The 24,644-nt window shown below is 69.0% G+C and carries 14 protein-coding genes; 5 read left to right on the plus strand and 9 right to left on the minus strand.

Translation table 11 applies throughout. From position 1 onward, the window contains the following. Window positions 1-286: 286 nt before the first annotated feature. Complete coding sequence (locus GXY15_01770; protein NLV39940.1) at window positions 287-1,456, plus strand: VCBS repeat-containing protein; 1,170 nt, start codon at window positions 287-289, stop codon at window positions 1,454-1,456. 16 nt (window positions 1,457-1,472) lie between these two features. Here GXY15_01770 and GXY15_01775 read toward each other — a convergent pair whose 3' ends face one another. The 5 genes from GXY15_01775 to GXY15_01795 form a co-directional block, all read right to left on the minus strand. Then, entirely contained in the window at window positions 1,473-3,485 is a 2,013-nt protein-coding gene (locus GXY15_01775; GenBank protein ID NLV39941.1) for a sodium:solute symporter, read from the minus strand. Between the two features lie 103 nt (window positions 3,486-3,588). Continuing rightward, window positions 3,589-4,077 (minus strand): universal stress protein, encoded by a 489-nt coding sequence (locus GXY15_01780; GenBank protein ID NLV39942.1) that lies wholly within the window; start codon window positions 4,075-4,077, stop codon window positions 3,589-3,591. Window positions 4,078-4,093: 16 nt separating this feature from the next. Further along, the gene (locus GXY15_01785; protein NLV39943.1) at window positions 4,094-5,395 is read right to left on the minus strand and encodes a TRAP transporter large permease; all 1,302 of its coding nucleotides are present in this window, start codon (window positions 5,393-5,395) and stop codon (window positions 4,094-4,096) included. Continuing rightward, a complete protein-coding gene (locus GXY15_01790) occupies window positions 5,392-5,922 on the minus strand; it encodes a TRAP transporter small permease (GenBank protein ID NLV39944.1) in 531 nt (176 codons plus the stop codon). Before GXY15_01790 ends, GXY15_01785 begins: the two co-directional genes overlap by 4 nt. A gap of 4 nt (window positions 5,923-5,926) precedes the next feature. Beyond that, window positions 5,927-6,958 (minus strand): TRAP transporter substrate-binding protein, encoded by a 1,032-nt coding sequence (locus GXY15_01795; GenBank protein ID NLV39945.1) that lies wholly within the window; start codon window positions 6,956-6,958, stop codon window positions 5,927-5,929. A 283-nt stretch (window positions 6,959-7,241) separates the two neighbouring features. Between GXY15_01795 and guaB the strand changes: the two genes are divergently transcribed. Together guaB and guaA are read left to right on the plus strand one after the other, a co-directional pair. Beyond that, the gene (gene guaB, locus GXY15_01800; GenBank protein NLV39946.1) at window positions 7,242-8,714 is read left to right on the plus strand and encodes an IMP dehydrogenase; all 1,473 of its coding nucleotides are present in this window, start codon (window positions 7,242-7,244) and stop codon (window positions 8,712-8,714) included. Window positions 8,715-8,745: 31 nt separating this feature from the next. Beyond that, entirely contained in the window at window positions 8,746-10,296 is a 1,551-nt protein-coding gene (guaA, locus tag GXY15_01805; protein NLV39947.1) for a glutamine-hydrolyzing GMP synthase, read from the plus strand. Window positions 10,297-10,486: 190 nt separating this feature from the next. On the opposite strand, the gene GXY15_01810 is transcribed toward guaA, so the two are convergent. The 4 genes from GXY15_01810 to GXY15_01825 form a co-directional block, all read right to left on the minus strand. Beyond that, window positions 10,487-12,415 carry a hypothetical protein gene (locus GXY15_01810; GenBank protein NLV39948.1) on the minus strand — a complete coding sequence of 643 codons (1,929 nt, stop codon included), beginning with the start codon at window positions 12,413-12,415 and terminating at the stop codon, window positions 10,487-10,489. Window positions 12,416-12,424: 9 nt separating this feature from the next. Continuing rightward, complete coding sequence (locus GXY15_01815; protein NLV39949.1) at window positions 12,425-13,138, minus strand: hypothetical protein; 714 nt, start codon at window positions 13,136-13,138, stop codon at window positions 12,425-12,427. Between the two features lie 20 nt (window positions 13,139-13,158). Then, window positions 13,159-13,833, minus strand: coding sequence for a sigma-70 family RNA polymerase sigma factor (locus GXY15_01820; protein NLV39950.1), 675 nt, complete (start codon window positions 13,831-13,833; stop codon window positions 13,159-13,161). Between the two features lie 166 nt (window positions 13,834-13,999). Then, window positions 14,000-14,488 (minus strand): hypothetical protein, encoded by a 489-nt coding sequence (locus GXY15_01825; GenBank protein NLV39951.1) that lies wholly within the window; start codon window positions 14,486-14,488, stop codon window positions 14,000-14,002. A 369-nt stretch (window positions 14,489-14,857) separates the two neighbouring features. On the opposite strand from GXY15_01825, the gene GXY15_01830 reads away from it, so the two are divergent. Further along, a complete protein-coding gene (locus GXY15_01830) occupies window positions 14,858-23,695 on the plus strand; it encodes a PASTA domain-containing protein (protein ID NLV39952.1) in 8,838 nt (2,945 codons plus the stop codon). A 106-nt stretch (window positions 23,696-23,801) separates the two neighbouring features. Further along, entirely contained in the window at window positions 23,802-24,524 is a 723-nt protein-coding gene (locus GXY15_01835) for a hypothetical protein (GenBank protein NLV39953.1), read from the plus strand. The last annotated feature ends 120 nt before the right edge of the window (window positions 24,525-24,644 follow it).

A 24,644-nucleotide genomic window follows, 5' to 3' on the forward strand; every position in this document is an offset into this window, starting at 1 on the left:
CCGCGGACAGGAGGAATACGAACGGCAGTACCAGGAGCGGTTGCTCAAAAATCTCGCAAGACAAGCCACAAGAATGGGTTGCCAGCTCATTGTGGAAAACTCCGGAGAAGTACTTTCTTAGCAGCGTAGCGAAGCAATCTCGTTCTCGTAAACACCCCGGCAGACGCTGCAATCTCTTGTCGGAAAGCCGCCGGTCCGGAATCAGCGCACGAACACAGCCCCTTGCTTTGCGCGGCGGAACCTGCCAGAATCAGCGTCTGAACTCTGAACCCACGGGAGACCCGCCATGAAACTTCGCCGCCTGTTCCTCCCCGCCGCCGCCGTTCTTCTGCTTGCGGGGGCCGTGTCCGCCGGGGAGGTCGCGTTCAAGACGCACCGCGTCGGCACGTACCGGGGCGAGGCCTGCTGCGTGGCCGATTTCAACAACGACGGCAAGCCGGACATCGCGGCGCTGCCGTTCGTCTACCTCGCGCCGGACTTCAAACCGCTGGAAATCTGCACGGTCGAGGGCGAGGTGGACGACGAGGGCAAGGGCTACCGATGGGATTTCATCAATGCGGCCCTGGACGCGGACGGCGACGGCTGGACGGACATCGTCACCGCGTCGTGGTTCGGCAAGAAGTCGGAATGGCTGCGGAACCCCGGCCCGGCGGAGGGGCACTGGCCCCGCGCGCTGGTCGAGGAGAACGGCAACTTTGAGTGCGGCGAGACGTGGGACATTGACGGCGACGGGAAGGTGGACGAGGTGCTGCCGGAGGTGGCAACCACGGTCTGGTACGAGGCGAACCCCGTGAAGGGCGGCGAGCCCGCCGTGCTGCGGCATGTCATCTCGGAGAAGGCGATGGACTGGGGGGGCGGCTGCGGCGACGTGAACGGCGACGGGCGGCCGGACGTGCTGCGGCCCAACGCGTGGTTTGAGGCGCCCGCCGACCCGCGCGCCGGGGAATGGAAGGAGCATCCGCTGGCCCTCGGCGGGAAGGAGGAGGGGCAGGCGGGGCACACGGCGCAGATCCTGGTGTATGACGTGAACCGGGACGGCCTGCCGGACCTCATCTCCAGCATCGCCCACGACTACGGCATCTTCTGGTGGGAGCAGCGGAAGGAGGGCGACACCATTTCATGGAAGCGCCACCTCATTGACGACACGTGGTCGCAGGCGCACAGTTTCATGCTGGCGGACCTGGACCTCGACGGGGACCTCGACCTCGTGACCGGGAAGCGGTTCATGGCCCACAACGGCGGCGACCCGGGCGAGTTTGAGCCCCTGGGCGTCTACTGGTACGAGCTGGTCCCGGGGCCCGCGCCGGAATGGAAGAAGCACAACGTCTCCTTCAACGAGGGAATCGGCTCCGGGCTGAACCTGGTGACCGCGGACCTCGACGGCGACGGCGACAGCGACATCGTCGTGACGGGAAAATGGGGCGGCCCCGTCTGGTTCGAGAACACGCTGAAATAGAGCCCGCCCCGTTCGCTCAGGCGGTCTCCTCCCGCGTTTCGTGGCCAAGTTTCACGCCGGCCTCCTCGCCGGACTCGAAGTAGTTCTCCTTGGGCAGGTGTCGGAACCAGAGGAAGTACATGCCCGTCAGTCCCACACAAAACAGGACGAAGGAGACGGCGAAGCCTGACCAGGCCCCGATGACGGCCTGCATGGGCATGAGGAACATGTTCACCTGCCAGAGCAGGGCGAAGGGGACGCAGAGAATGTCGCGGCGGTGCTCCAGCTCCATGGCGGCGCGCTCGGCCGGGGGCAGCGCCCTGCGGAAGGGCCCCCACACCCCGAAGGGCCGCGTGATGCGGTAGAACCGGCCAACCGCCTTGACGTCCTCGGGCGGGGTCAGGTAGGTGCCGATGATGGACGCGGCCAGGCCCACGCAGCCCAGGAAGAGGAACTGGAGCCGCGGATCCATTCCGGGATACAGGGCCCGCTGGAGGATGGCCGCGGTGAGGCCTGTGAAGGTGCCCAGGGCGAAGCCGCCGCCGTTGAACCGCCACCAGAGCAGGCGCAGGAGCAGGGGGACCATGAGCCCGCCGCCGAGCCCCATGATGATCCAGTCCCAGATGTCGTTGATGCTCTTGACGGAGTAGGCGAAGACGAAGGAGACCGCCGTCAGGCCCAGCACGGTGGCCCAGCTCACATAGATCAGCTCGCGCGTCGAGGCGGCCCGGTGCAGGTACTTCTGGTAGATGTCCCGGGTGACGTAGCCCGTGGTCATGTTGATCGTCGCGTTAAACGTGGACATGGCGGCGGCCAGCAGCACGATGAGCAGCAGGCCGCGCAGGCCCGCCGGAATGTTGAACAGGAGCACGGCGGGCAGGATGCGCTCCGGGTCCACCCCCCCCTCAAAGCCCACCAGCATGAGCTTCTTCTGCCACGCCTCCCCGCCGAGCACGCCCTTCAGCCCGGCGACCAGCTCCGGCGCGTGGCGCTCCGGGTGGTTCGTGATGTCCGACACCGCGTCGGCCCACTGCTCCTTCACGAGCGCGGGGTTCTCCCTCTTGACCAGGTCGGCGGCCTGCGCCATGGCGGTCCGGTCCGGGAACAGGTCGTGCACGAGCAGGATGCCCATGGCGGCGAAGCCCATCATCATGGGCCAGCGCAGGGTCATCAGGCAGGTCCAGAACCCCGTCAGCAGGCCGCACTCGCGGTCGCTTTTCGCGCCGAAGTAGCGCGGGTCATAGCCCGAGGGGATGCCCGCGAAGACATTCTTCATCAGGTAGAAGAAGGCGAACATGAACAGCGCATGGTACTGCTCGTAGCCCGCGGGCATCTCCGTGTTGAGCTGCGGCGTGCTGCTCATCCACTGGCTGTTCCCCGTCACCTGTTGGGCGATGGCCGCAAAGTCCGGCGCGGCCCCGATCTTCGCCACGGCCATCACCGAGATGATGACCACCCCCAGGGCGATGATCCCCGACTGGAAGAGGTCCGTGAACACCACCCCGTAGAAGCCCGAGATCATGGTGTACACGCAGGTGATGCCGATCATCACGAGCGTGCAGGTGAGGGGCGAATAGGGGAAGAACATGGTCAGGAAGAGGCCGGACCCCTTGATCAGGTAGGCCAGCATGCCGATGGAGTTGACGATGCCCGCCAGCGCCATCACAAACTGCGCGAAGCGCCCGCCCCACCCGTCACCAAACCGGAAGACCATCCACTCCGCCACCGTCAGGCATTTCGACCGCCGGTGCCACTTGCCCCCCCAGAGCATCATGAACGCCAGCCCCAGCACCGCGCCCCCGCGGAACTCGATGAACAGCCCCCGGGGCCCCAGCATGAACAGGAACGACGTGATGATCATCGTCCCCGTCATGTCCAGGAAGAAGGCCATCCCCGAAATGCCCAGGGCCCACCACGGCAACTGCCGCCCGCCGATGAAATAGTCGTCCAGACTCCTCGACGCCATGCGCTCCAGAACCAGCCCCAGCACCAACAGCGCGAGCAGATACCCCCCGATGACGGAGTAGTCAATCGCGTTCAACGACCACATGGCGCCTCCTTCCGTGGTTGAGCCCGGCCCATTCTAGCATGACGCCCCCCGGATCCACCCCGGGGCCGGGCCCCGCCCTTTTTCCGCGAAACGCGGCCCCGGCCTATCCGGCGTTTCGGGTCTTCCTGGGATCCGGCGGCACCACAAGCACGGGGCAGGCGGCCTTGCGGACCACCTTCTCCGTGACGTTGCCAAAGAGGGCGGACTCCAGGACGCTGTGGCCGTGGCGGCCCACGACGATGAGGTCGGCGTGGACCTCGGCGGCAAACGCCAGGATCATCTGGTAGTCCCTGCCGACGCGCATCTCCACGCGGAAGTCCACCCCGCCGGGAATCCGCGGCCGGTAGGTTTCCGCAACCCGCGCGTCTATGTCGCGCTTGGCCTTGTCGTCCACCCCCTCCACCTCGTAGAGGTAGGTCTTCCAAAACTGCGCGTCGGGCTCGGGCACCACGTGCAGCAGGAAGAGCGCGCAGCCGGGCCGCCGGAGGGCGGCGTCCAGGGCGTAGTCAAAGGCGCGGTCGGCGTTTTCCGAGAAGTCGGTGCAGAAGAGAATGCGCTGATAGGGGCTGTCGGGAAGCGGTTCAGTGCTCATGGGCGGGCCTCCTTGATCAGTTCATCAGTCCCGGGAGGAACAGGGAAATCTGGGGGAAGGCCACCAGGATGGCCGCGGCGAGGACCAGGGTCCACAGGAAGGGCATCGCGCCGCGGAAGACGGTGGACAGGGGGATGTCGCGCTCGATGCCGCTGACCACGTAGACATTGACGCCCACAGGCGGCGAGATCACGCCCATCTGGGTGACCACCACGATGATGACGCCGAACCAGATGGGGTCATAGCCCAGCTTGGTGATGACCGGGTAGAAGATCGGCACGGTCAGCAGGACCAGCGCCAGGGCGTCCACAAAACACCCGGCGAGGAGGAAAAAGAGGATGATGGAGCCGACAATGGTCCATCCGGGAAGGGGCAGTCCGCCCAGCCACTCGGCGAAGACATAGGGGATGCGGGTGCGCGCCAGGAAGTGGCCGAACATGACCGCGCCCGCCACGATGACCATGACCATACAGGAGGTGCGGACCGTCTCCATGAGGGCCGTGCGCAGCATCTTGAACGTGAGCTCGCGGCGCGCCGCCGCAATCGCCAGGCTGCCCGCCGCGCCGATGGCCGCGGCCTCGGTGGCCGTGAAGTAGCCCAGGAACATGCCGCCCATGACCACCACGAACAGGATGAGGGTCTCGGAGACCCCCGCCAGCGCCGCCAGCTTCGCGCGCATCGTCGTGCGCGGGCCGGCGGGGCCCAGCTCCGGACGGCGGCGGCAGCTGAGGTAGATGGTCCCGCAGAACATGGCGGCAATCATGAACCCCGGCAGCACCCCGGCCACGAAGAGCTTCCCGATGGACTGCTCGGTCATGATGGCGTACACGATGAAGACCACGCTGGGGGGGATCAGCATGCCCAGGCTGCCGCCGGCCGCCACCGCGCCGCCGCCCAGCTCCATGCTGTAGTTGTACCGCCGCATCTCGGGCAGGGCCACCGACGCCATGGTGGCCGCCGTCGCCGGGCCGGAGCCGCAGATGGCGCCAAAGGCCGTGCAGGCCCCCACCGTCGCCATGGCCAGCCCGCCCGGCAGCGCGCCCAGCCACTGGTAGGCCGCGTTGAACAACCGCCGGCTGATCCCCACATGGAAACACACCTGCCCCATGAGCACGAACAGGGGGATCACGGTCAGGCTGTAGGACGAGAAAGTCTCGTAGAGGTCCGCGGTGACCATGGAGAAGGCCGCGGCGGGGTTCACCATGAAGGCGAAGGCCGCCAGGCCCACGACCGCCATGGCGAAGGCCACCGGCATGCTCGCCGCCAGCAGGACGAAAAGCATCACGCAGCCCAGGATTCCGATCTGCACCGCCGTCATGGCTTGATCATCTCCCGGCCCGGATGCAGCAGGTTGTGGACCTTCACCAGCACCGTGACGGCGCAGGCGCCCGCGATCACATAGGCCACCCAGAACATGGGTATCTGGAGGGTGAGCGACACCTCGCCGGTCCGCCGCAGGGAATTGCCGTACATGACGCACTGCCAGGCGAACACGCTGAACAGTCCGGCCACCAGCAGGCGGCACACCGTGTCCACCAGAATCCGCCCGGGCCGGTTCAGCTTCTGGAAGAAGAACTCGATGGCCACATGGCCCTTGACCGCCGTGGTGTAGGGCAGGGCGCAGGCGATGGCGACGGCGCCGCCCACGCGGACGATGTCAAAGGCCCCCGTCAGCGGGCGGCCGAAGGCCCGGAGAACCACGTCGGCGCAGGTGACGGCGATCATGGCGAGAATCGCCAGGCCCGACACCGCGGCCAGCGCCAGCACGACCGCGCGGAGCGCGCGCAAGTAAGCGCGGTCCGCGCGTTTCACCAGGCCAAGAAAACCGGCACTGCCTTCATCCATGCCTTCAGACCGCCTCCGCCGCATACTTGGCGATGAGCGCCTGGAGGTCGGCGAGGAAGGCGTCGCCCGGAAGCCCCTTGTCGGCGCAGCCCTTCACATATTCGTCCAGGATAGGCTTCACGGCCTCCTTCCAGCGGGCCTTCTCCTCGTCGGACAGGGGAAGGGTCTCGTGGCCGAGGCCGGCCACAAAGGCGCGGCCCTCCTCGTCCGCCTGGTCCCACGCCGCGCCCTGCTTCGCCACCCATTCCGCGCTCACCTCCGTGAGGACGGCCTGGAGGTCGGCGGGCAGGCCGTCCCACTTCGCCTTGTTCATCACGACGAACATGGAGGTGGTGTAGCCGATGACGGAGCTGTCCGTCACCGAGGAGATGACCTCGCCCTGCTTCCACCCCTTGAGCGTCTCCACGGGGCACAGCGTCGCGTCCGCCACGCCCTTCTGGAGCGCCTCATAGGTCTCGGGCTGGCTCATGCCCACCGGCGTGCCGCCGAGACTGGTGACGATTTTCGCGGACAGGCCGGTGGCCCGCACCTTCAGGCCCGCCATGTCGTCCATGGTCCGCACCGGCTTCCTGCTCGCCAGGATGCCCGGGCCGTGGGCGTGGACATACAGCACGTGCGTGTCCGCCGTCTCCGCGGGCTGGTACTTCGCCGTCAGCTCCGTCGCCACCCGGGTGGCCACCCTGCCGTTCGGGTAGCCGAGCGGCAGGTCCAGCCCCTCGAGCAGGGGGAAGCGGCCGCGCGTGTAGGCGAAGCAGCTCATGCCCAGGTCGGAGATGCCGTTCACCACGCCCTCATAGCACTGGGGCGCCTGCGTCAGCGCGCCGCCGGGAAACACGTTGATCTTGATGCGCCCCCCGCTGCGCTTCTCCACCTCGCGCGACCACTCCTCCGCCATCTGGCACTGGATGTGCGTCGGCGGGAAAAACACGCTGTACGTAAGCTCGACCGGCTTCCCGGCCTTCGCGGGGGCCGGGGCGGCGGTGCCCGGCGCGGCCGGGGCGGTGGGCGCGGCCTCCCCGCCGCATCCGCAGAACATCGTCGCGGCGGCCACCATGATCGTCAGGGCAAACAGCACCGTGTGGCGGTTTCCAGACATGACCTTCTCCCTCCGGGGCCGCGCGCGCCGGCCTGTTGGATGTCTCCTTCACAGCGTCCGGAGAACGGCCCCGGGCGCGGAACCGCCAGTATAGACCATTCCCACCGCCCGGGAAAAGTCAATTTGCGCCGTTCCCGCGAAAGGTCTATAATATTGGCCCCGGGGGAACGCCGTGCCCGCCGGGACCCGCGGCCGCTCTTTTCGCACGGCGATGCGAGGCACCATGACCGGTGATTCCAGGATTATCAGGGGGCTCTCCTTCGACGATGTGCTGCTGTGCCCCGCCCGTTCGGGGGTGCTTCCGCGCGACACGGATGTGCGCACGCGCCTGACCCGGGCGGTCGGCCTGAACATTCCGCTGCTGAGCGCCGCCATGGACACGGTGACGGAGTCGCGGCTGGCCATCTCCATCGCGCAGGAGGGCGGCCTGGGGGTGATCCACAAGAACCTCACCCTGTCCGAGCAGGCGGAGGAGGTGGACCGCGTGAAGCGGTCGCAGGCGGGCATCGTCAGCCATCCCTTCACCCTGACGCCGGAGCACAAGCTCAAGGACGCCGAGGCGCTCATGGGCCGCTACCATGTGTCGGGGGTGCCCATCACCAACGCGTCGGGCATCCTGGTCGGCATCCTGACCAACCGCGACCTGCGCTTCGAGGAGGACCTCGAGGCCCCCATCGCCGACGTGATGACGCCGCGCGAGCGGCTGGTCACCGTGCCCCCCGGCACGCCGATGGACGAGGCCAAGCGCCTCCTGCACAGGCACCGCATCGAGAAGCTGCCCATCGTGGACAAGGACGGGCGCCTCGAGGGGCTGCTGACCATCAAGGACATCATCAAGGCGCGCGACTTCCCGAACCGCTGCACCGACGAGCGGGGCCGCCTGCGCGTGGGCGCGGCGGTCGGCGTCGGGCCCGGCGAGGTCGAGCGCGTGGAGGCGGTGCTCTCCGCCGGGGCCGACGTGGTGGTGGTGGACTCCGCCCACGGCCACAGCGAGATGGTCCTCGACATGGTCCGCCAGATCAAGGCGGCCTTCCCGGACGCCCAGGTGATCGCGGGCAACGTGGTCACCGCCGAGGCCGCGCGCGACCTGGTGGAGGCGGGGGTGGACGCCGTGAAGGTGGGCGTGGGCCCCGGGGCCATCTGCACCACCCGCGTGGTCGCGGGGGTCGGCGTGCCCCAGCTCACGGCGGTGATGGACGTGGCGGCGGAGTGCCGGAAGCGTGATGTGCCCGTCATCGCGGACGGCGGCGTGAAGTACAGCGGCGACATCGCCAAGGCCATCGCGGCCGGCGCCGACGCCGTCATGATCGGCAGCCTCTTCGCGGGCACCGAGGAGAGCCCCGGCGAGAAGGTCCTCTACGAGGGCCGCACCTTCAAGGTGGTGCGCGGCATGGGCTCCATCAAGGCCATGCAGCGCGGCAGCAAGACCCGCTACATGCAGTTCGACTCCGACCCGACCAAGCTGGTGCCCGAGGGCATCGAGGCGCGCGTGCCCTACCGGGGCGCGCTGTCCGGCTACGTCCACCAGCTTGTCGGCGGCCTGCGCGCCGCCATGGGCTACTGCGGCTGCGCCACCATCCCCGGCTTCCAGCAGAACGCCCGGTTCGTCGAGATGACCGCCGCCGGGCTCCGCGAAAGCCATCCCCACGACGTGACCATCACGGAGGACGCCCCGAATTACCAGGTCCCCCGCTGAGTTCTCAGGCAACCACACGGAATCATTTCCCATGCAGGACATCCGCAGACCCATTGTCGTCCTCGACTTCGGCGCCCAGTACAGCAAGCTCATCGCCCGGCGCGTCCGCGAGGCGAACGTCTACAGCGTCATCGTCCCCTACAGCATCCCGGCGGACCGCCTGCGCGCGATGGACCCCGTCGGCATCATCTTCAGCGGAGGGCCCGCCAGCGTGCACCAGCCCGGCGCGCCCCACCCCGACCCCGGGGTGTTCTCCCTCGGCGTGCCCATCCTCGGCATCTGCTACGGCGTGCAGCTCCTCGCCCAGATGCTCGGCGGCCGCGTGGCCCGCGCCGACCAGCGCGAGTACGGCATCGCCCAGCTGGAGCACGGGGACGACGGCACGGGCTTCCTGAAGAACGTGGACGCGGTGACCCAGGTGTGGATGAGCCACGGCGACCGGGTGGAGGAGCTGCCCGCGGGCTTCACCGCCGTCGGCCGCACGGAGAACTCGCCCTACGCCGCCGTCGCCGACCCCGCGCGGCGTTTCTACGGCGTGCAGTTCCACCCCGAGGTGGTCCACACGCCGCAGGGCATGCGCATCTTCGAGAACTTCGTCCACGGCATCTGCGGCTGCCCCGGCGACTGGAGCATGGGCTCGTTCATAGACCTCGCCGTCGAGGAGATCCGCGCCAAGGTCGGCGGCAGGAAGGTCCTCTGCGGACTGAGCGGCGGCGTGGACAGCAGCGTGGCCGCCGCGCTCATCCACCGCGCCATCGGCGACCAGCTCACCTGCGTCTTCGTGAACAACGGCCTGCTCCGCCGGGGCGAGGCCGACCTCGTGCTGGAGGTCTTCCGCGACACCTTCCACTTCAACGTGGTCTACGCCGACGCCGAGGACGAGTTCCTCGCCGCGCTGGCCGGGGTCACGGACCCCGAGTGCAAGCGCAAGATCATCGGCAAGGTCTTCATAGACGTGTTCGAGCGCGAGTCGAAGAAGATCGGCCACGTGGACTTCCTGGCGCAGGGCACGCTCTACCCCGACGTCATCGAGTCCACCTCGGCCACCGGCGGGCCCTCCGTCACCATCAAGAGCCACCACAACGTCGGCGGGCTCCCCGACAAGATGCGCCTCGAGCTGCTCGAGCCCCTGCGCGAGCTGTTCAAGGACGAGGTGCGCGCGCTCGGCCGCGAGCTGGGCCTGCCCCCCCACGTCGTGGACCGCCACCCCTTCCCCGGACCGGGGCTCGGCGTGCGGTGCGTGGGCGAGCTCACCCGCGGGCGGCTCGACACCCTGCGCGACGCCGACGCCATCTTCATTGATGAAATCCGCAAGGCCGGCCTCTACGGCGATATCTGGCAGGCCCTCGTCTGCCTTTTGCCCGTCAAGAGCGTGGGCGTCCAGGGCGACGAGCGCACCTACGAGGAGGTGTGCAGCCTCCGCGCCGTCACCTCCACCGACGCCATGACCGCCGACTGGTACCGCTTCCCCCCGGACTTCCTCCAGCGCGTCTCCAACCGCGTCTGCAACGAGGTCAAGCACATCAACCGCGTGCTCTACGACATCACCAGCAAGCCGCCCGGCACGATCGAGTGGGAGTAGGGAAAGGGTCCGCAGTCTCGGGGAAGAGAGGCCCCGGCGCGGGGAGAGTCCACCCCGGACGTTTCGCCCGCGGAGTCCGTGAGGCGGCCTGAAAGGAGGCGGCAGGCTGCCGCACTCCAAGGTGCTCCGCGCGGTGTCCGCCTGGGGCGCCGCTTTGAAACGCCGAACCTGCGGGTCCGCCCCCGCCCCGTCAGTTCAGGGCCACATCCCCGCCCTTGGCCTCCATGAGCACCCGGTATTTCCCCTCGCCGAGTTTGCCGGTGAACTCCTGGCGGTCGCCCGCGAGGGCGCCGGTCAGGGGCACGGTGCTCTGCACGCGGCCGCCCTCGGCGCGCAGGGTGAACTCGGCGCTGGACTCGGGGGCCACGAGGGCGCTGACCGCGCCCGGGTCGGCCTGGAGGTCCATGTCGCCCGCAAGGGGCTCCAGCGAGATGAGCCGGATCGCGCCCCCGGCGCTGCGCGCCGTGACGGCGCCGCGCGGCGTGTCCACCACGATGCCCCCCTCGACGCTCTGGACGGACACGGCGCCGCCGCAGCGGGCCACGGTGACGTCGCCGAAGCGCGCGGAAACCTCCGCGCCGCCGGCGCAGTCGGCCAGGCGCACGGGGCCCTTCTGGTTGGAGAGAACGGCGTTCCCGGAAAGGCCCTCCACGGCGACCTCGCCCTGCGCCTGGGTCACACGCACCTCGGAGGCCATGCCCGCGACCCCGGTGAGGCCGCTGGCCGCGTTGATCCGCAGGGGCGTCCCGCGCGGGGCCTTCACGGCGAGGTCAACGCGCCAGTCGGTGCATCCAAAGCGCGCCATGTCGGGGTCGGCGAGGGTGTGAACCGCCACCCGGCCCGGCTCCTCCTGCACCTGGAGCTGCAGCGCCGCCAGGGCGTCCACCGCCGCGGCCGCCGCCGCGCCCATCCACACGATGCGCGTGGCCGTGACGGTGATGCCGGGGCCGTCGTGGCCCTCGACGCGGACGTTGCCGTTGGCCGCCTCGATCACCAGGGCGGCGTCGGGCGCGGGGGTGGCCTCCCGCGTGACGGTCTCGTTGAACAGGTTGCCGCCGCCGGGCGCGGGCGCCTCGGCGGGCACCCGGCCGCGCAGCCCGATCCCCACGTCGCTGAACGACGCGCTCAGGCTGATCTTGTGCGGTGACTCGGGCGCGGGGTGCCGGGCGACGAGGCGGTCCTGCTCCCCGGCGCGGGTCAGCTCGAGGTCGCTGGTGAGGGTGCCGTGGAGCACCGTCGCCGTGAGGTCCGGCGGGACGGCCGGGTCCAGCTCCAGCTCCGCGGTGCCGCCGTCCACGGTGAGCGTGGCGTTCAGCGCGGCGCCGGGCTCGGACAGCCGCAGGCTGCCGCGGAACACACCGGCCTGCAGGTCGCCGGAGACGCGGCGCAGCTCGGCGCGCGAGCCCTCCAGCTGGAAGACGCCGCCCTGCGCCAGGTCCTCGGCGATGACGGGAAACTCGCCCTGCGCGCGCACGCGCACCACGCCCCCGGCCCGGCGGACCTCCACCGCGCCGTACTGGGCCTCGACGGCGACGCGCCCGCCGACGCCGTCCATCCGGACGTCGCCGAAGAAGTTGTCCACCACGACGCTGGCCTGGCGGGGCACCGTCACACGGTAGTTCACCGCGATGACGACGCGGCCCTTCTCGCCGCGCGTCTCCGGAAGCGCCGTCTTAACCTGCACCACGTCCTCGCCGGGCTGGGTCTGCACGGCGATGGCGGCGAGCACGCGCTCCGCCGTCTCCGGGGTGTCCGCGCCGACGGTGATCTCCGCGGCCACCTGCACGATGCGCTCATTCCAGGTGTCCACCCGGATTTCGCCGAAGGCGCTGGACAGGGAGACCACGGGCGAGGGGCCCGTGGGGTGGCGCTCCTCCAGGGCCCGGGTGCGGGTGTGGCTGGAGGGGGCCGGCCCGCCGAGCCCCAGGGAGGACCCCAGCAGCTCGTCGGTGGCCTTGCCGAGGGAATCCATGCCCCTGGCCACGCCCTCGATGCCCGTGCGGAGCTGCTCCACGATGGCCTCCTGCGCGAAGGCGCCGGGCAGGCAGAGCAACGCCAGCAGCGCCAGACACACGGCGCGGCCGACGGGGAAACTCATGGGGTCGGGATGGGCGCGCATGCGGCCCCCCTAGAGCGTTCGTTCAATGAACACGTCGCGGAGGCTCTGCTCCTGGCGGCCAAGCTGGTTGCGCACAAGCTCCGTGGCGCGGGGGCACCCGGGATTCCGGTCCAGGGCCGCCAGGGCGGCGTCCAGGTCGCGGCTGACGCCCGCCAGCGCCCGCAGGCGCTCCCGCTCCTGCGGGGACTTCGGTGCGGCGGCGGCGCGGGTGAGCGACGCGGCCATGCGCGCCAGGTCCGACGCCTTCCGGCGCAGGTCCTCGATCCGGAGGGGGGCCGCGGCGGGCGCGGCCGCCAGGGCGGCGGCGCGTCCGGTCCGCGCGCCGGCGGTCTGGGCCGAGGTCTCGCGGAGGGCCACGGAATAGACGGCCACGGCCAGGGCCGCCGTGAGGGAGGTGTAGGCCAGCCCGCGGAGGAGGAACCAGCACAGGGACGCCGGGCCGCGGCGCCGCGTGTCGGCGGGCAGCGCGTGGCGGACGGAGCGCGCCTCGCGCAGGATGGCGCCCGCCAGGTCGCGGTTGGGATCCTGCGCCGTGGCGGACGCGGTGATTTCCAGGCTCCTGCGGATGGCGGCCAGCTCCGCGGCGCAGCGCGGGCATTCCGCCAGATGGGCGGCCACGGCCGCCGAGACGGGCACGCCGCCGTCCACAAGGGATTCGGCGTGGGCCACGAGCTGCGCCCGCGCCGGATGCCGGTAAACCGCCTTGTCAAACGACATGCTCATGCCGCCGCCGCCTTTTCTTCTCAGTGGAGATAGCCCCTGAACCGCTCCAGATGGGGGCGCAGCGCCTGCTCCGCCCGGGCGATGCGCGATTTCACCGTGCCCACCGGACAGTCGGTGATCTCCGCGATCTCCTCGTAGGACAGCCCCTGGAAACGCTTGAGCACGAAGGCCTCGCGGTAGTGCTTGGGCACCTGCCGCAGCGCCTCGTTCACCGCCTCGGACACCTCCGCGCGCGTGGACGCCGTGAACACGCACGCCCGGTCGTCGCCGATGGTGTCCAGGGGGCTGCCGTCATCGTCGTCGGAGCCCGACCCCCACCACGACAGGCTGAACAGGCGCGGGCGCCGCTTCTGCTGCGCCCATTCCTTGTAGACCATGTTCGACGCGATCGTGTACAGGTAGGTCGAGAATTTCGCCGTCGGGTAGTAGCGCCCCGCGTTCTTCACCAGGGCGATGAACACCTCCTGCGTCAGCTCCTCCGCCACGTGCCGGTTCTGCACCATCCGGTAGATGTAGTTGAACATCGGGCGGTTGAACCGGCGCACCAGCTCCTCGAACGCCGCCTCGTCCCCCTCCCCGTGCGCCAGCATCAGCTCCTCGTCGGAGCGCTCCGCAACGGGCACCGTCTCGCCCACGGGCCGCAGCAGGGGGGCCGCTCCGGGGAACCGTGCTATGTTTTTCGCATGTTCGTTCATGGCCGTCTTCCAGTGGAATCCGAGGGTATGCCTTTAAATATCCGGCGTTTCGGGAAAAAGTTCCCAACGCCCGGAAATTTCTCCGACAACCCGTCCAGACTCCTGTCGGTTCGTTATTTTCACACATTCCGCCCCCGGGACACAACCGGCGGCGGCGCGGCGGAGCTTACTCTTCGTATTCCCGCAGGTGCTCCGGAGGCGACATGCGCCCCAGCGCCCCCGTCAGCAGGTCCACCATCAACTGGTTGCGCGGCACCCCCTCCATCTTCGCCGCCATGCCCAGCGCCCGATACACATCGTTGGGCAGCCGGATCGTGAGCTTGGTGGACTCAAAATCCTCGTCCCCGTAGCCCGCGGCGTATAGGGGTTCTCCGGAGAGGTCCACCAGATCCTGCTGCACCGGTGCTGCCAGCGGGGGACGCCGCCCGGCGAAGGACGGGAACACGTCGTACAGAATCTCCACGTTTGACTTCCCTTCTTGAATGCGTTTTGCGATGGCCACCCGGCCGCCCACACTGCGGAAAAAACGCACCATGCCCTGGGGGGTGACGCGGTGGCCGGACTCGTGGACAAAAGCAACGGCGGCATCGCCCTCCAGATGGCGGCGAACCGTCTCCACGATGCGTTCCAGTTTTTCGAAGGCCTGTTTATCCATATATGGGGGCCCACCGGGGCCAGCACTCCACCCCTAGTATAATAAATTGTTGACAAAAACGCAAGGGGGTGCGGGGAACTGGAGCGAACCCCCCGACTTTCATGGACGCTATGGACGGCATGGACGCTATGGACCGGGCGGATTTGGTCTGGGGGGCATTCTTCGCCTGTCCATGCCGTCCATACGGTCCACCTCGTCCACCTTGTCCATCTTCCCCGCCGCCGGCCTGCTTCAGGCCCCTCTCTAGTTTTGAGAATGAGTTTTCCGTTGACAACAGGCCTCTTCAGCCGTACAATTTAGGAAGTGCGGATTCTTCGCATTTCGGGAATGGGAAGTCTGCATCGTGCCAAACCATCGGGAGAGGATCAGATGTTCCGCAATTGCCTGCCCATGTCAAAGGTCTGCCTTTTCTTGTTGCTGTCGGCCGCCCTGGTCACTCTTTCCGGATGCGGCAAGGTGAAGGTGCCCGACCTGTCCGGCTTGACCCGCGCACAGGCGGAGAGCGCGCTCACGGGGGCCAAGTTGGCCGTGGGCGCGGTGTCGGAGGAGTACCACGCCACCGTGGCGGCGGGCCGGGTGATCCGTCAGACGCCGGAGGCGGGCCTTAAGGTGAAGACCAACAGCGCCGTGGACTTTGTGGTGAGCAAGGGGCCGGAGCCGCCAGCCCAGACGGCGGTGCCGTATGTGGTGGGCATGGCCCGCGCGGCGGCGGAGGCCGCCATAACGGACGCGGGGCTCGCCGTGGGCACGGTGACCGAGGTCTATGACGCCACCGCCCCGGCGGGACAGGTGACCGCGCAGGATCCCGTTGCGGGCACCATGGCCGCGCCAGGGTCGGCGGTGAACCTGACCGTCTCCAAGGGGCCCGAGCCGGGGCAGGTGACGGTGCCCAATGTCGTCGGCATGACGCAGGCGGCGGCCGAAGCCGCCCTCACCGGCGCGGGTCTGGCGGTCGGCACGGTCACCGAAGCCTTCAGCGACACCGTGCCCGCCGGGCAGGTCATCAGCCAGAACCCCGAAGCGGCCACACTGGCCATCCCGGGTTTCGCCGTGAACCTGACCGTCTCCAAGGGGCCGGAGCCGGTCCAGATTGCGGTGCCCGACGTGGTGGGCCTGACGCAGGCGGCGGCCGAAGCCGCGCTCACCGGCGCGGGCCTGGCGGTCGGCACGGCCACCGAAGCCTTCAGCGGCACCGTGCCCGCAGGGCAGGTCATCAGCCAGAACCCCGCCGCAGCCGCACTGGTTGCGCCGGGGTCCGCCGTGGACATGGTCGTCTCCAAGGGACCGGAGCCCGTCGCGGTGCCCGATGTGGTGGGCATGACCCAGGCGGCGGCGGCCACGGCCCTCACCGGCGCGGGTTTCACGGTTGGCACGGTCACCCAGGCGTTCAGCGCGACGGTGCCCGCGGGCCAGGTCATCAGCCAGGATCCCGTCGGCGGCGTGCTGGTTGCGCCGGGGTCCGCCGTGGACATGGTCGTCTCCAAGGGACCGGAGCCCGTCGCGGTGCCCAATGTCGTCGGCATGGCTCAGGCGGCGGCGGCCACGGCCCTCACCGGGGCCGGGTTCACCGTCGGCACGGTGATTGATTCTTTTAGCGATACGGTTCCCGCGGGCCAGGTGATTGCCCAGACCCCCGCGGCGGGGGTGCTGGCGGCGCCGGGGTTGGCGGTGGACCTTGACGTGTCCAAGGGCCCGGTGCCCGCGGGGGACAAGCAGGTGCCCGATGTCGTCGGCATGACGCAGGCGGCGGCGGAGACGGCGCTGACCGCGGCGGAACTGACGCTGGGCGCCGTGACGGAGGCGTACAGCGACACCGTGCCCGCCGGCCAGGTCATCAGCCAGAATCCGGTGGCCGGCCTCATGGTGGCCACCGGGACGCCGGTGAACCTCACCCTCTCCAAGGGTCCGGTGCCAGTGGAGGTGCCCAATGTCGTCGGCATGACGCAGGCGGCGGCGGCCACGGCGCTTGCCGGCGCGGGCTTCGCGGTCGGCGTGGTCACCGAGGAGTACAGCGCCACCGTGCCCGCCGGACAGGTCATCAGCCAGGATCCGGCCGCGGCCGTGCTGGCCGCCCCCGGTTCCGCCGTGGCACTGGTGGTATCCAAGGGGCCCGAGCCCGTGGCGGTGCCCGATGTGGTCGGCATGGCGCAGGCGGCGGCCTCCACAGCGCTTGCGGGCGCGGGGTTCGCGGTCGGCGCGGTGACCGAGGCGTACAGCGAGACGGTTCCCGCGGGCCAGGTCATCAGCCAGAACCCCGGCGCGGGCACGCTGGCGGTGCCGGGGACTGCGGTGGCGCTGGAAGTCTCGAAGGGCCCCGCCCCGGCGGGGGACGTTGCGGTGCCGGACGTGGCGGGCATGACCCAGGCGGCGGCGGAAACGGAACTGCTGGCGGCGGAGCTGACGCTGGGCACGGTGACGGAGGCGTACAGCGAGACGGTGCCCGCGGGCCAGGTCATCAGCCAGAATCCGGCGGCGGGCACGTTGGTGGCGGAGAACACCCCGGTGAACCTGGTGGTCTCCCTGGGCAGCGAGCCGGTGAACGTGCCCGATGCGGGGCTGGCGGCGGCCATCCGCGACCAGCTCGGCCTGGCACCGGCCACGCCCCTCACGCGGGCGCATCTGGCCGCGCTGACCACCCTGAGCGCCTACAACCGCGACGTCACGGACCTGACAGGGCTGGAGCACGCCGTCAACCTGGTGAATCTCGACCTCGGGAGCAACAACGTCGCGGCCCTGACGCCGCTGTCCGGGCTGGCAACCCTCGACTCCCTCAACCTGTCCACGAACCTCATCACCAACCTCGGGCCGCTTTCCGGGCTTTCGGGCCTGCGCTATCTCACCGCGCCCACCAACCAGATAGCGAACCTGGCGCCCCTCGCCGGGATGTCCGGGCTTCTACAGCTTGCCCTCCACGAAAACCAGATTGCCGATCTGACGCCCCTCGCCGGGCTGACCGGACTGGAGGCGCTTAACGTCAGCAACAATCTGATCACCGACCTGACGCCCCTGTCCGGCCTCATGGCGCTGGAATCGCTGGGCGCGGGCAGCAACCAGGTTGCCAGCCTCGTCCCGCTCGCCGGGCTGACGGCCCTCACCGAACTGGCCATCAGTGACAACCAGCTCACCACGCTGGCCGGCATCGGCACGCTGGTAAACCTGGAGGCGCTGTACGCGAGCGGCAACGCGCTGACCGACGCGGGCGCGCTGTCCGGACTCGCCGCGCTCATCACGGTGTATCTGGGGGACAACCAGCTCACGGGGCTTCCGGATCTTTCGGCTCTCACCGGGCTGGTCTATCTTGACATCCGGTACAACCAGCTCACGGACACGGCCGCCCTGTCCACCCTGACGGCGCTGGACACACTGGACCTGCGCGGCAACCAGCTTTCGGACATCGCGGGGCTCTCGGGGCTGTCCAATCTGCGGACCCTCAACCTGAGCTACAACCGGATCACCGACGCCGCCCCTCTGGCGGGACTGGCGGCCCTGCAGTGGCTCAGCCTGCGGTCCAACCGCCTCACGGATGCCACCCCCCTCGCGGGGCTTTCCAATCTCTACGACCTCAACCTGCGGACCAACAACCTGATCACCGTGGCGCCCCTCGTTGCCGGCGCGGTGTTCACCACCTCCCCCGACACGCCCACGCTAAACCTGGAGGCCAACCCCCTGCTGGCGGAGGTGTGCGACACGCAGATCCCCGCGCTGGAGGCGCGCGGCGTCACGGTCACCCATGACGCGTGCACAGGCCCCGTGTACATGCCCGATCTCTCCGGCATGACGCGCGCGGAGGCGGAGGCGGCGGTCGAAGCGGCCGGCCTGCATGTGGGCGAGGTCACGGAGGTGTTCAGCGACACGGTGCCGGCCGGCTACCTGACGGATCAGGACCCCCCGGCGGGCCTCCCGATGACAGCCGGGTCCAGTGTGGACATCACCGTGAGCGTGGGCCCGGAGGGCGGCCAGCTGGTGAACGTGCCCGACGCAAACCTTGCGGCGGCCATCCGCGCGGCCCTGAGTCTGGATCCGGGCACGCCGCTGACCACGGCGCATCTGGCGGACCTCAACAGCCTGGGCGCCATCAGTTCCGGCATCGCCGACCTGACCGGCCTGGAATACGCGGTCAACGCGGTCTACCTGAGCTTCTACAACAACAACGTGTCCAGCGCGGCGCCGCTGGCCGGGCTGACAAGCCTGCGGAGCCTCAGCCTGAGCATGAACCCGGTCACGGACCTCGCGCCGCTCGCGGGCCTGACCAACCTGACCTCCCTGTATCTCTATCTCTGCGGCGCGGCCGACATCACCCCCCTTGCCGGGCTGGTGAACCTGAACGATCTGAACCTGGACAGCAACGGAGTGACCGACCTCGCGGCGCTGTCCGGCATGACCGCGCTCGCCTATCTCTATGTGAACGACAACGCGCTGACCAGCCTGGCCCCGCTGTCGGGGCTGGCGGCGCTGGTTCACCTGGAGGCCCACCACAACCGGCTCGCCGACGTCTCCGGGATCTCCGGGCTCACCGGCCTGGGCCACCTGAACCTGGCCAACAACGTTATTCAGGACGCAGCGCCCCTCGCCGGGCTCGCGGGACTGAACGAGCTCAACCTCCGGTACAACTTCCTGACCACCGTGGCCGCCCTGCCCGGCGGCGCGGTGTTCACCGCCGCCCAGAGCACGCCCTATCTCTATCTCGAAGAGAACCCCCTGCTTCCGGAGGTGTGCGACACGCAGATCCCCGCCCTCGAGACGCGGGGGGTCGTGGTGTACAAAGACGCCTGCACCGGGCCGGTGCTGGTGCCCGATGTCACGGGCACCGCGCAGTCGGCGGCGGACACCGCCCTGGCGGACGCAGGGCTCCACACGGGCGACGTGGCCGGGGTGTCCAGCGAAACGGTGCCCGCGGGCTTCGTGATCAGCCAGGACCCGGCGGCGAACACGCCGGTGATCCCGGGGTATTACGTGGACCTCACGGTGAGCACGGGCCCGGAGACCCCCGTGCTGGTGAACGTGCCCGACCCGAACCTCGCGGCGGCCATCCGCCAGCAGCTCGGGCTGGACCCGGCCACCGCGCTCACCACGGCCCACCTGGCGTCCCTCTTCTGGCTGGAGGCTGTCTACGCGGGCATCGCCGACCTGACCGGCCTCGAATACGCCGTCAACGCGACCTATCTCAACCTGGGCGCCAACCCCATCACCGACGTGACCCCGCTGGGGGGGCTGGCCGCCCTTCAGTCGCTTTACCTTTACGAGTGCGCCCTGGATGACATTGGCCCCCTCGCCGGACTGGCCAACATGACGGACCTGATCCTCCGGAACAACGCCATCACCGACATCACCCCCCTCGCCGGCATGACGCGCATCATCTCCCTCTACCTGAGCGACAACGCGCTGGAGGACATCGGCCCGCTGTCCGGCCTGACCGGCCTGATCGCGCTCTATCTCGCCAACAACCACATACAGGACGTGGCGCCCCTCGCCAACCTCGCCGCCCTGAACGAGCTCAGCCTCGGCAGCAACCACATCACTTCCGTGGCGGCCCTGGCATCGGGCACGGTGTTCACCGCAGCCGCCTCCCCCTTGCCGTATGTGGAGTTTTTCGCCAACCCGCTGCTTGCCGCGGCCTGCGACACGGAAATCCCCGCGCTGGAGGCGCGCGGGGTGACGGTTTACCACGATGCGTGCACGGGGCCGCTCTATGTGCCCGATGTGACGGGGGATTCCCACGTGTCCGCGACCTATGAGCTGACCGCCGCCGGACTCGGCGCGGGCACCGTGACGCAGGTCTTCAGCGACACCGTGCCCGCCGGGTTCGTGGTGGGGCAGCATCCGGCGGCGGGCGTGCCGGTGATTCCGGGATATGTCGTGGACCTGACGGTGAGCCAGGGGCCGGAGGCGGGCCAGCTGGTGAATGTGCCGGACAACGCCCTGGCGGAGGCCATCCGGAGCCAGTTGAGCCTCGTGACCGGCACGCCGCTGACCACGGCCCATCTGGCGTCGCTCACCGATCTGTCCGCCGGCTATCTTGGCGTGGCCGACCTGACGGGGCTGGAGTACGCCGTGAACCTGGTCCGGCTGTACGTGGGGGGCAACGCCTTCACTGACCTGTCACCCCTGGCCGGGCTCTCCGGCCTGTATAATCTTGGGCTGGACACCAATGCCATCACGGACATCACCCCCCTGGCCGGGCTCCCCCATCTGTATGCGCTCTACCTGGGATACTGCGACATCGCCGACGTGTCGCCCCTGGCGGGGCTGACCACCCTGACCCATCTGGACCTCAACTACAACGAGATCGCCGACGTGTCGCCCCTGTCGGGGCTGACCACCCTGACCTTTCTGGACCTCAACTACAACGAGATCGCCGACGTGTCGCCCCTGTCGGGGCTGGTCAACCTGTACCTGCTGGGGCTTTCCTACAACCGGCTGACGGATGTGTCGCCCCTGGCGGGGATGACCAAGCTTCAAAGCCTGTCCGTTTCCGCAAACTTCCTGACCACGCTGGCGCCCCTGGCCGCGGGAACCGCCTTCACCGAGGGGGCCCCGGCGGAGCTCTATGCGTACGAGAATCCGCTGCTGCCCGAGGTCTGCGACACGCAGATTCCCCAGATCGAGGCCCGCGGGGTCACGGTGTACCACTACGACTGCGAGGGCCCGGTCTACATGCCCGATGTGACGGGGGACACGCTCACGGGCGCGGCGGCCGAGATAGAGGCGGCGACGATCAGCCTGTCCGTTGTCGAGGAGGCGTTCAGCGCCACGGTTCCCGCCGGGTTCATCATCAGCCAGTTTCCCGCGGCGGGCACGCCGGTGACCCCCTGGTACCCCGCATCCGTCACCGTCAGCACCGGCCCGGAGGGCGGACAACTGGTGAACGTGCCGGACCCGAACCTCGCCGCGGCCATCCGCACGGAGCTGGGACTGGATCCCGGAACCCCGCTGACGACGGCCCACCTCGCGACGCTCAACTCTCTGGACGCGGGCTACAGTTCGGTGGCGGATCTGACGGGCCTGGAATACGCCGTGAACATGCAGTATCTGTATGTGGACGGGAACAGTATTTCCACGCTGGCCCCGCTGGCGGGCCTGCCGAACCTTGAGGCGCTCTACGCCTCCGACAACCTTCTCACGGACATCTCGCCGGTGGCCTCGCTGTCCGGCCTGACAACGCTGTATCTTTATGAGAACGGGATTGCCGACGCGTCGCCGGTGTCCGGCCTGACGGGGCTCACCTACCTGAACCTGCAGAGCAATTTCCTGACTGACGTGGCCCCGATGGCCGGACTGGAGGCGCTGGCATTCCTGGGGGTGTCCGGAAACTATCTGACCACGCTGGCCCCCCTGGTGTCGGGAACCACCTTCACCCTGGCGGCGGCTCCCCCGCAACTCTACGCGGACAACAACCCCTTCGCGACGGACGTGTGCGACACCCAGATTCCGGCGCTGGAGACCCGGGGGGTGACGGTGTCCCACGATCCCTGCCCGGGGTCGGTGACCGTTCCGGACGTGGTGGGGATGACGGCGCTTGCCGCGGGCAACGCCTTCACCGCCGCGGGACTCACTGTGGGGATGCAGTCCGAATACAGCGCCACCGTCCCCGCAGGGTACATCATCCGCCAGAGCCCCCCCGCCGGGTTCCCCGCGGCCCCCGGCTCGGTGGTGAACGCGGTCAGCAGCCTCGGCCCCGAGGGCGGGGTGCTTGTCAACGTGCCGGACGCCGCCCTCGCGGGCGCCATCCGCGACGCCCTCAGCCTGGCCCCCGGCACCCCGTTGACCACGGCGCACCTGGCGTCCGTCTCTTATCTGTACGCCGACGGCCTCGGCGTGACCGACCTCACCGGACTGGAGTGGGCGGTCAATCTGTTCTATCTCTACATGAACACCAATGCGCCGGCCGACTTGGGGCCGCTGGCCGGCCTCACCGGGCTGGACGAGTTCTACTGCTCCACCTGCGGTCTTTCCGACCTGTCCGACCTGGCGGGGCTGGTCATGCTCCGGACCCTGAGCCTGGGGGACAACCAGATTTCGGACCTGTCCGCCCTGGCCGGCCTCGCGCGGCTTGAAAGCCTGGACCTGAACTACAACGAGGTCGCCGACCTGTCCCCCCTGGCCGGTCTCACGGGGCTGACCAACCTGTACCTGAGCGACAACCAGGTTTCGGACCTGGCCGCCCTGGCCCCGCTGACCAAGCTCATGTACCTCGGCCTGAGCAACAACCTGATCACCGACGCGTCCCCCCTGGCCAACCTGCCGGCGCTGGAGATGCTTGCCCTCCCGAGCAACCATCTCACCACGCTGGCGCCGCTGGTGGCGGGCACCATCTTCACAGAGGCCGTGACGCCCGGCGACGTGTATTTCGGGGACAACCCCTTCGAGACCGACGTCTGCGACACGCAGATTCCCGCGCTTGAGCTGAGGGGCGTGACCATTTACCATGACGCCTGCTCGGGGAGCGTCATGAACCCGGACATTGTCGGGCTGACCCGGGTCGGGGCGGGAACGGCGCTCGGCCTCGCCGGCCTCTCCGTTGGAGTGGTCACCGAGGTGTCCAGCGAAACCGTGCCCGCCGGATATGTCATCAGCCAGGATCCCCCGGCTGGCCTGCCGGTGGTGCCGGGATCGTCCGTGTATTTCAACGTGAGCACGGGGCCTGAGGTGGGCGTGCCGGTCATCGTTCCGGACGGCGGCCTGGCCGACGCGATCCGCTCCCTGCTTGGCCTGCCTCCGGCGACCCCGCTGACCACCGCGCACCTCGCCGCGCTCACCACGATTACCATAAACAGCGCCGGGGTGACGGACCTGACGGGGCTGGAGTACGCGGTTAACCTGACCAATCTGTACGCGGCGGACAATGCCCTCACATCCGTCGCGCCGCTGGGCGGCCTGGTCAACCTGGTCAATGTGTACCTGGGCACCAACCTTCTGACGGACGCGTCTCCGCTCGCCGGCATGCCTGTGATCACCTACCTCGATCTCGGCAACAACCAGTTGACAGACACCGCCCCGCTGGCCGGTCTGGCCACGCTGCAGGAGCTGGGTCTGAACTTCAACCAGCTCACCACGCTGGCGCCGCTGGTCTCGGGCACGGTGTTCACCAGCGCGTCCAACCCTCCCTCCCTGTATGTGTACGGAAACTCCTTCATCGCCGACGTGTGCGCCACGCAGATTCCCGCGCTGGAGGCGGCGGGGGTCACGGTCTACGACTCCTGCCCGTGACCGGGCACCGAAAGGCAGAACCCCGCCGGGGGCGTCCGAAAGGGCGCCCCCGGCTTGATTTGCCCCCCCGGGGTCGGCGAACATGGCCGCCTTCTGGAGGCGCGCCATGACACCCTGCGATGAACCGCGAGCAACCGGCCCGGCGCCGGGGACGGAAAGCCGGTGGGGGGAGACCCCCGCGGCCAGCCTGGCCTTTTGGCTGGTCATGGCGGTGCTGGGCTATGCCTATGTCGCCGCCGTGCTGACAGACCGGGCCAACCCCCTCGCCTCGCCGCCGGGCAACGCCTATGAACTCCCCAAGCTGCTGGCGGCGGCCACGGTCATGTGGCTCCTGGGCGCGCGGAAGACGCTGAGGCCCTTCGCCGCGCCGTGGGACCGGGCGGCGCTGTGGAACGGCCTGCTGTGGGCCGTGCCCTTCTTCATCGCCCTGCACTACGAGTATCTCGGGGGGCTGGTCGGCTCAAACTTCAGCCTGACGCCGCGCGACCTCGCCCGCATGAACGCCCACGACTGGACCGTGTTCGCCGCCGGGGCCGCGCTCATCCTGTCGCTGGTCGGCTACCACGGCTGGCTGGCCTGGCGCGAACGCATCCTGGGACGCTGGGTGGGGGCGCTGGCCGCCGTGATCGCGGTGATCATCCTGGTGTCCTTTCTCCGCCGCGAGACGCACACCTTCCACATCCACCACTTTTTCTTTTTCGGGATGCTCGTGCCGTGGTTCCGCTTTCCCAACCCCCTGTGCGTCCTGTGCCAGGGCGCCTTCGCCGGCATCTCCGTCGAGGGCGTCTCCCGCTGGGGCATGGACCCCACCTGGTACCCCATCCCCTAGCAGCCTGTGGCAAAAGGCGGGCTTGCGGTAGTGTTTGTTATTGACATATAGCTGTCGGTATGGTATGCTTCCCGTGAGGCCAACCGGGAGATGTCAGGCATGGCAATGGGACGCGCGCGC

The organism is Candidatus Hydrogenedentota bacterium (assembly GCA_012730045.1).
GTDB lineage: Bacteria > Hydrogenedentota > Hydrogenedentia > Hydrogenedentales > CAITNO01 > JAAYBR01.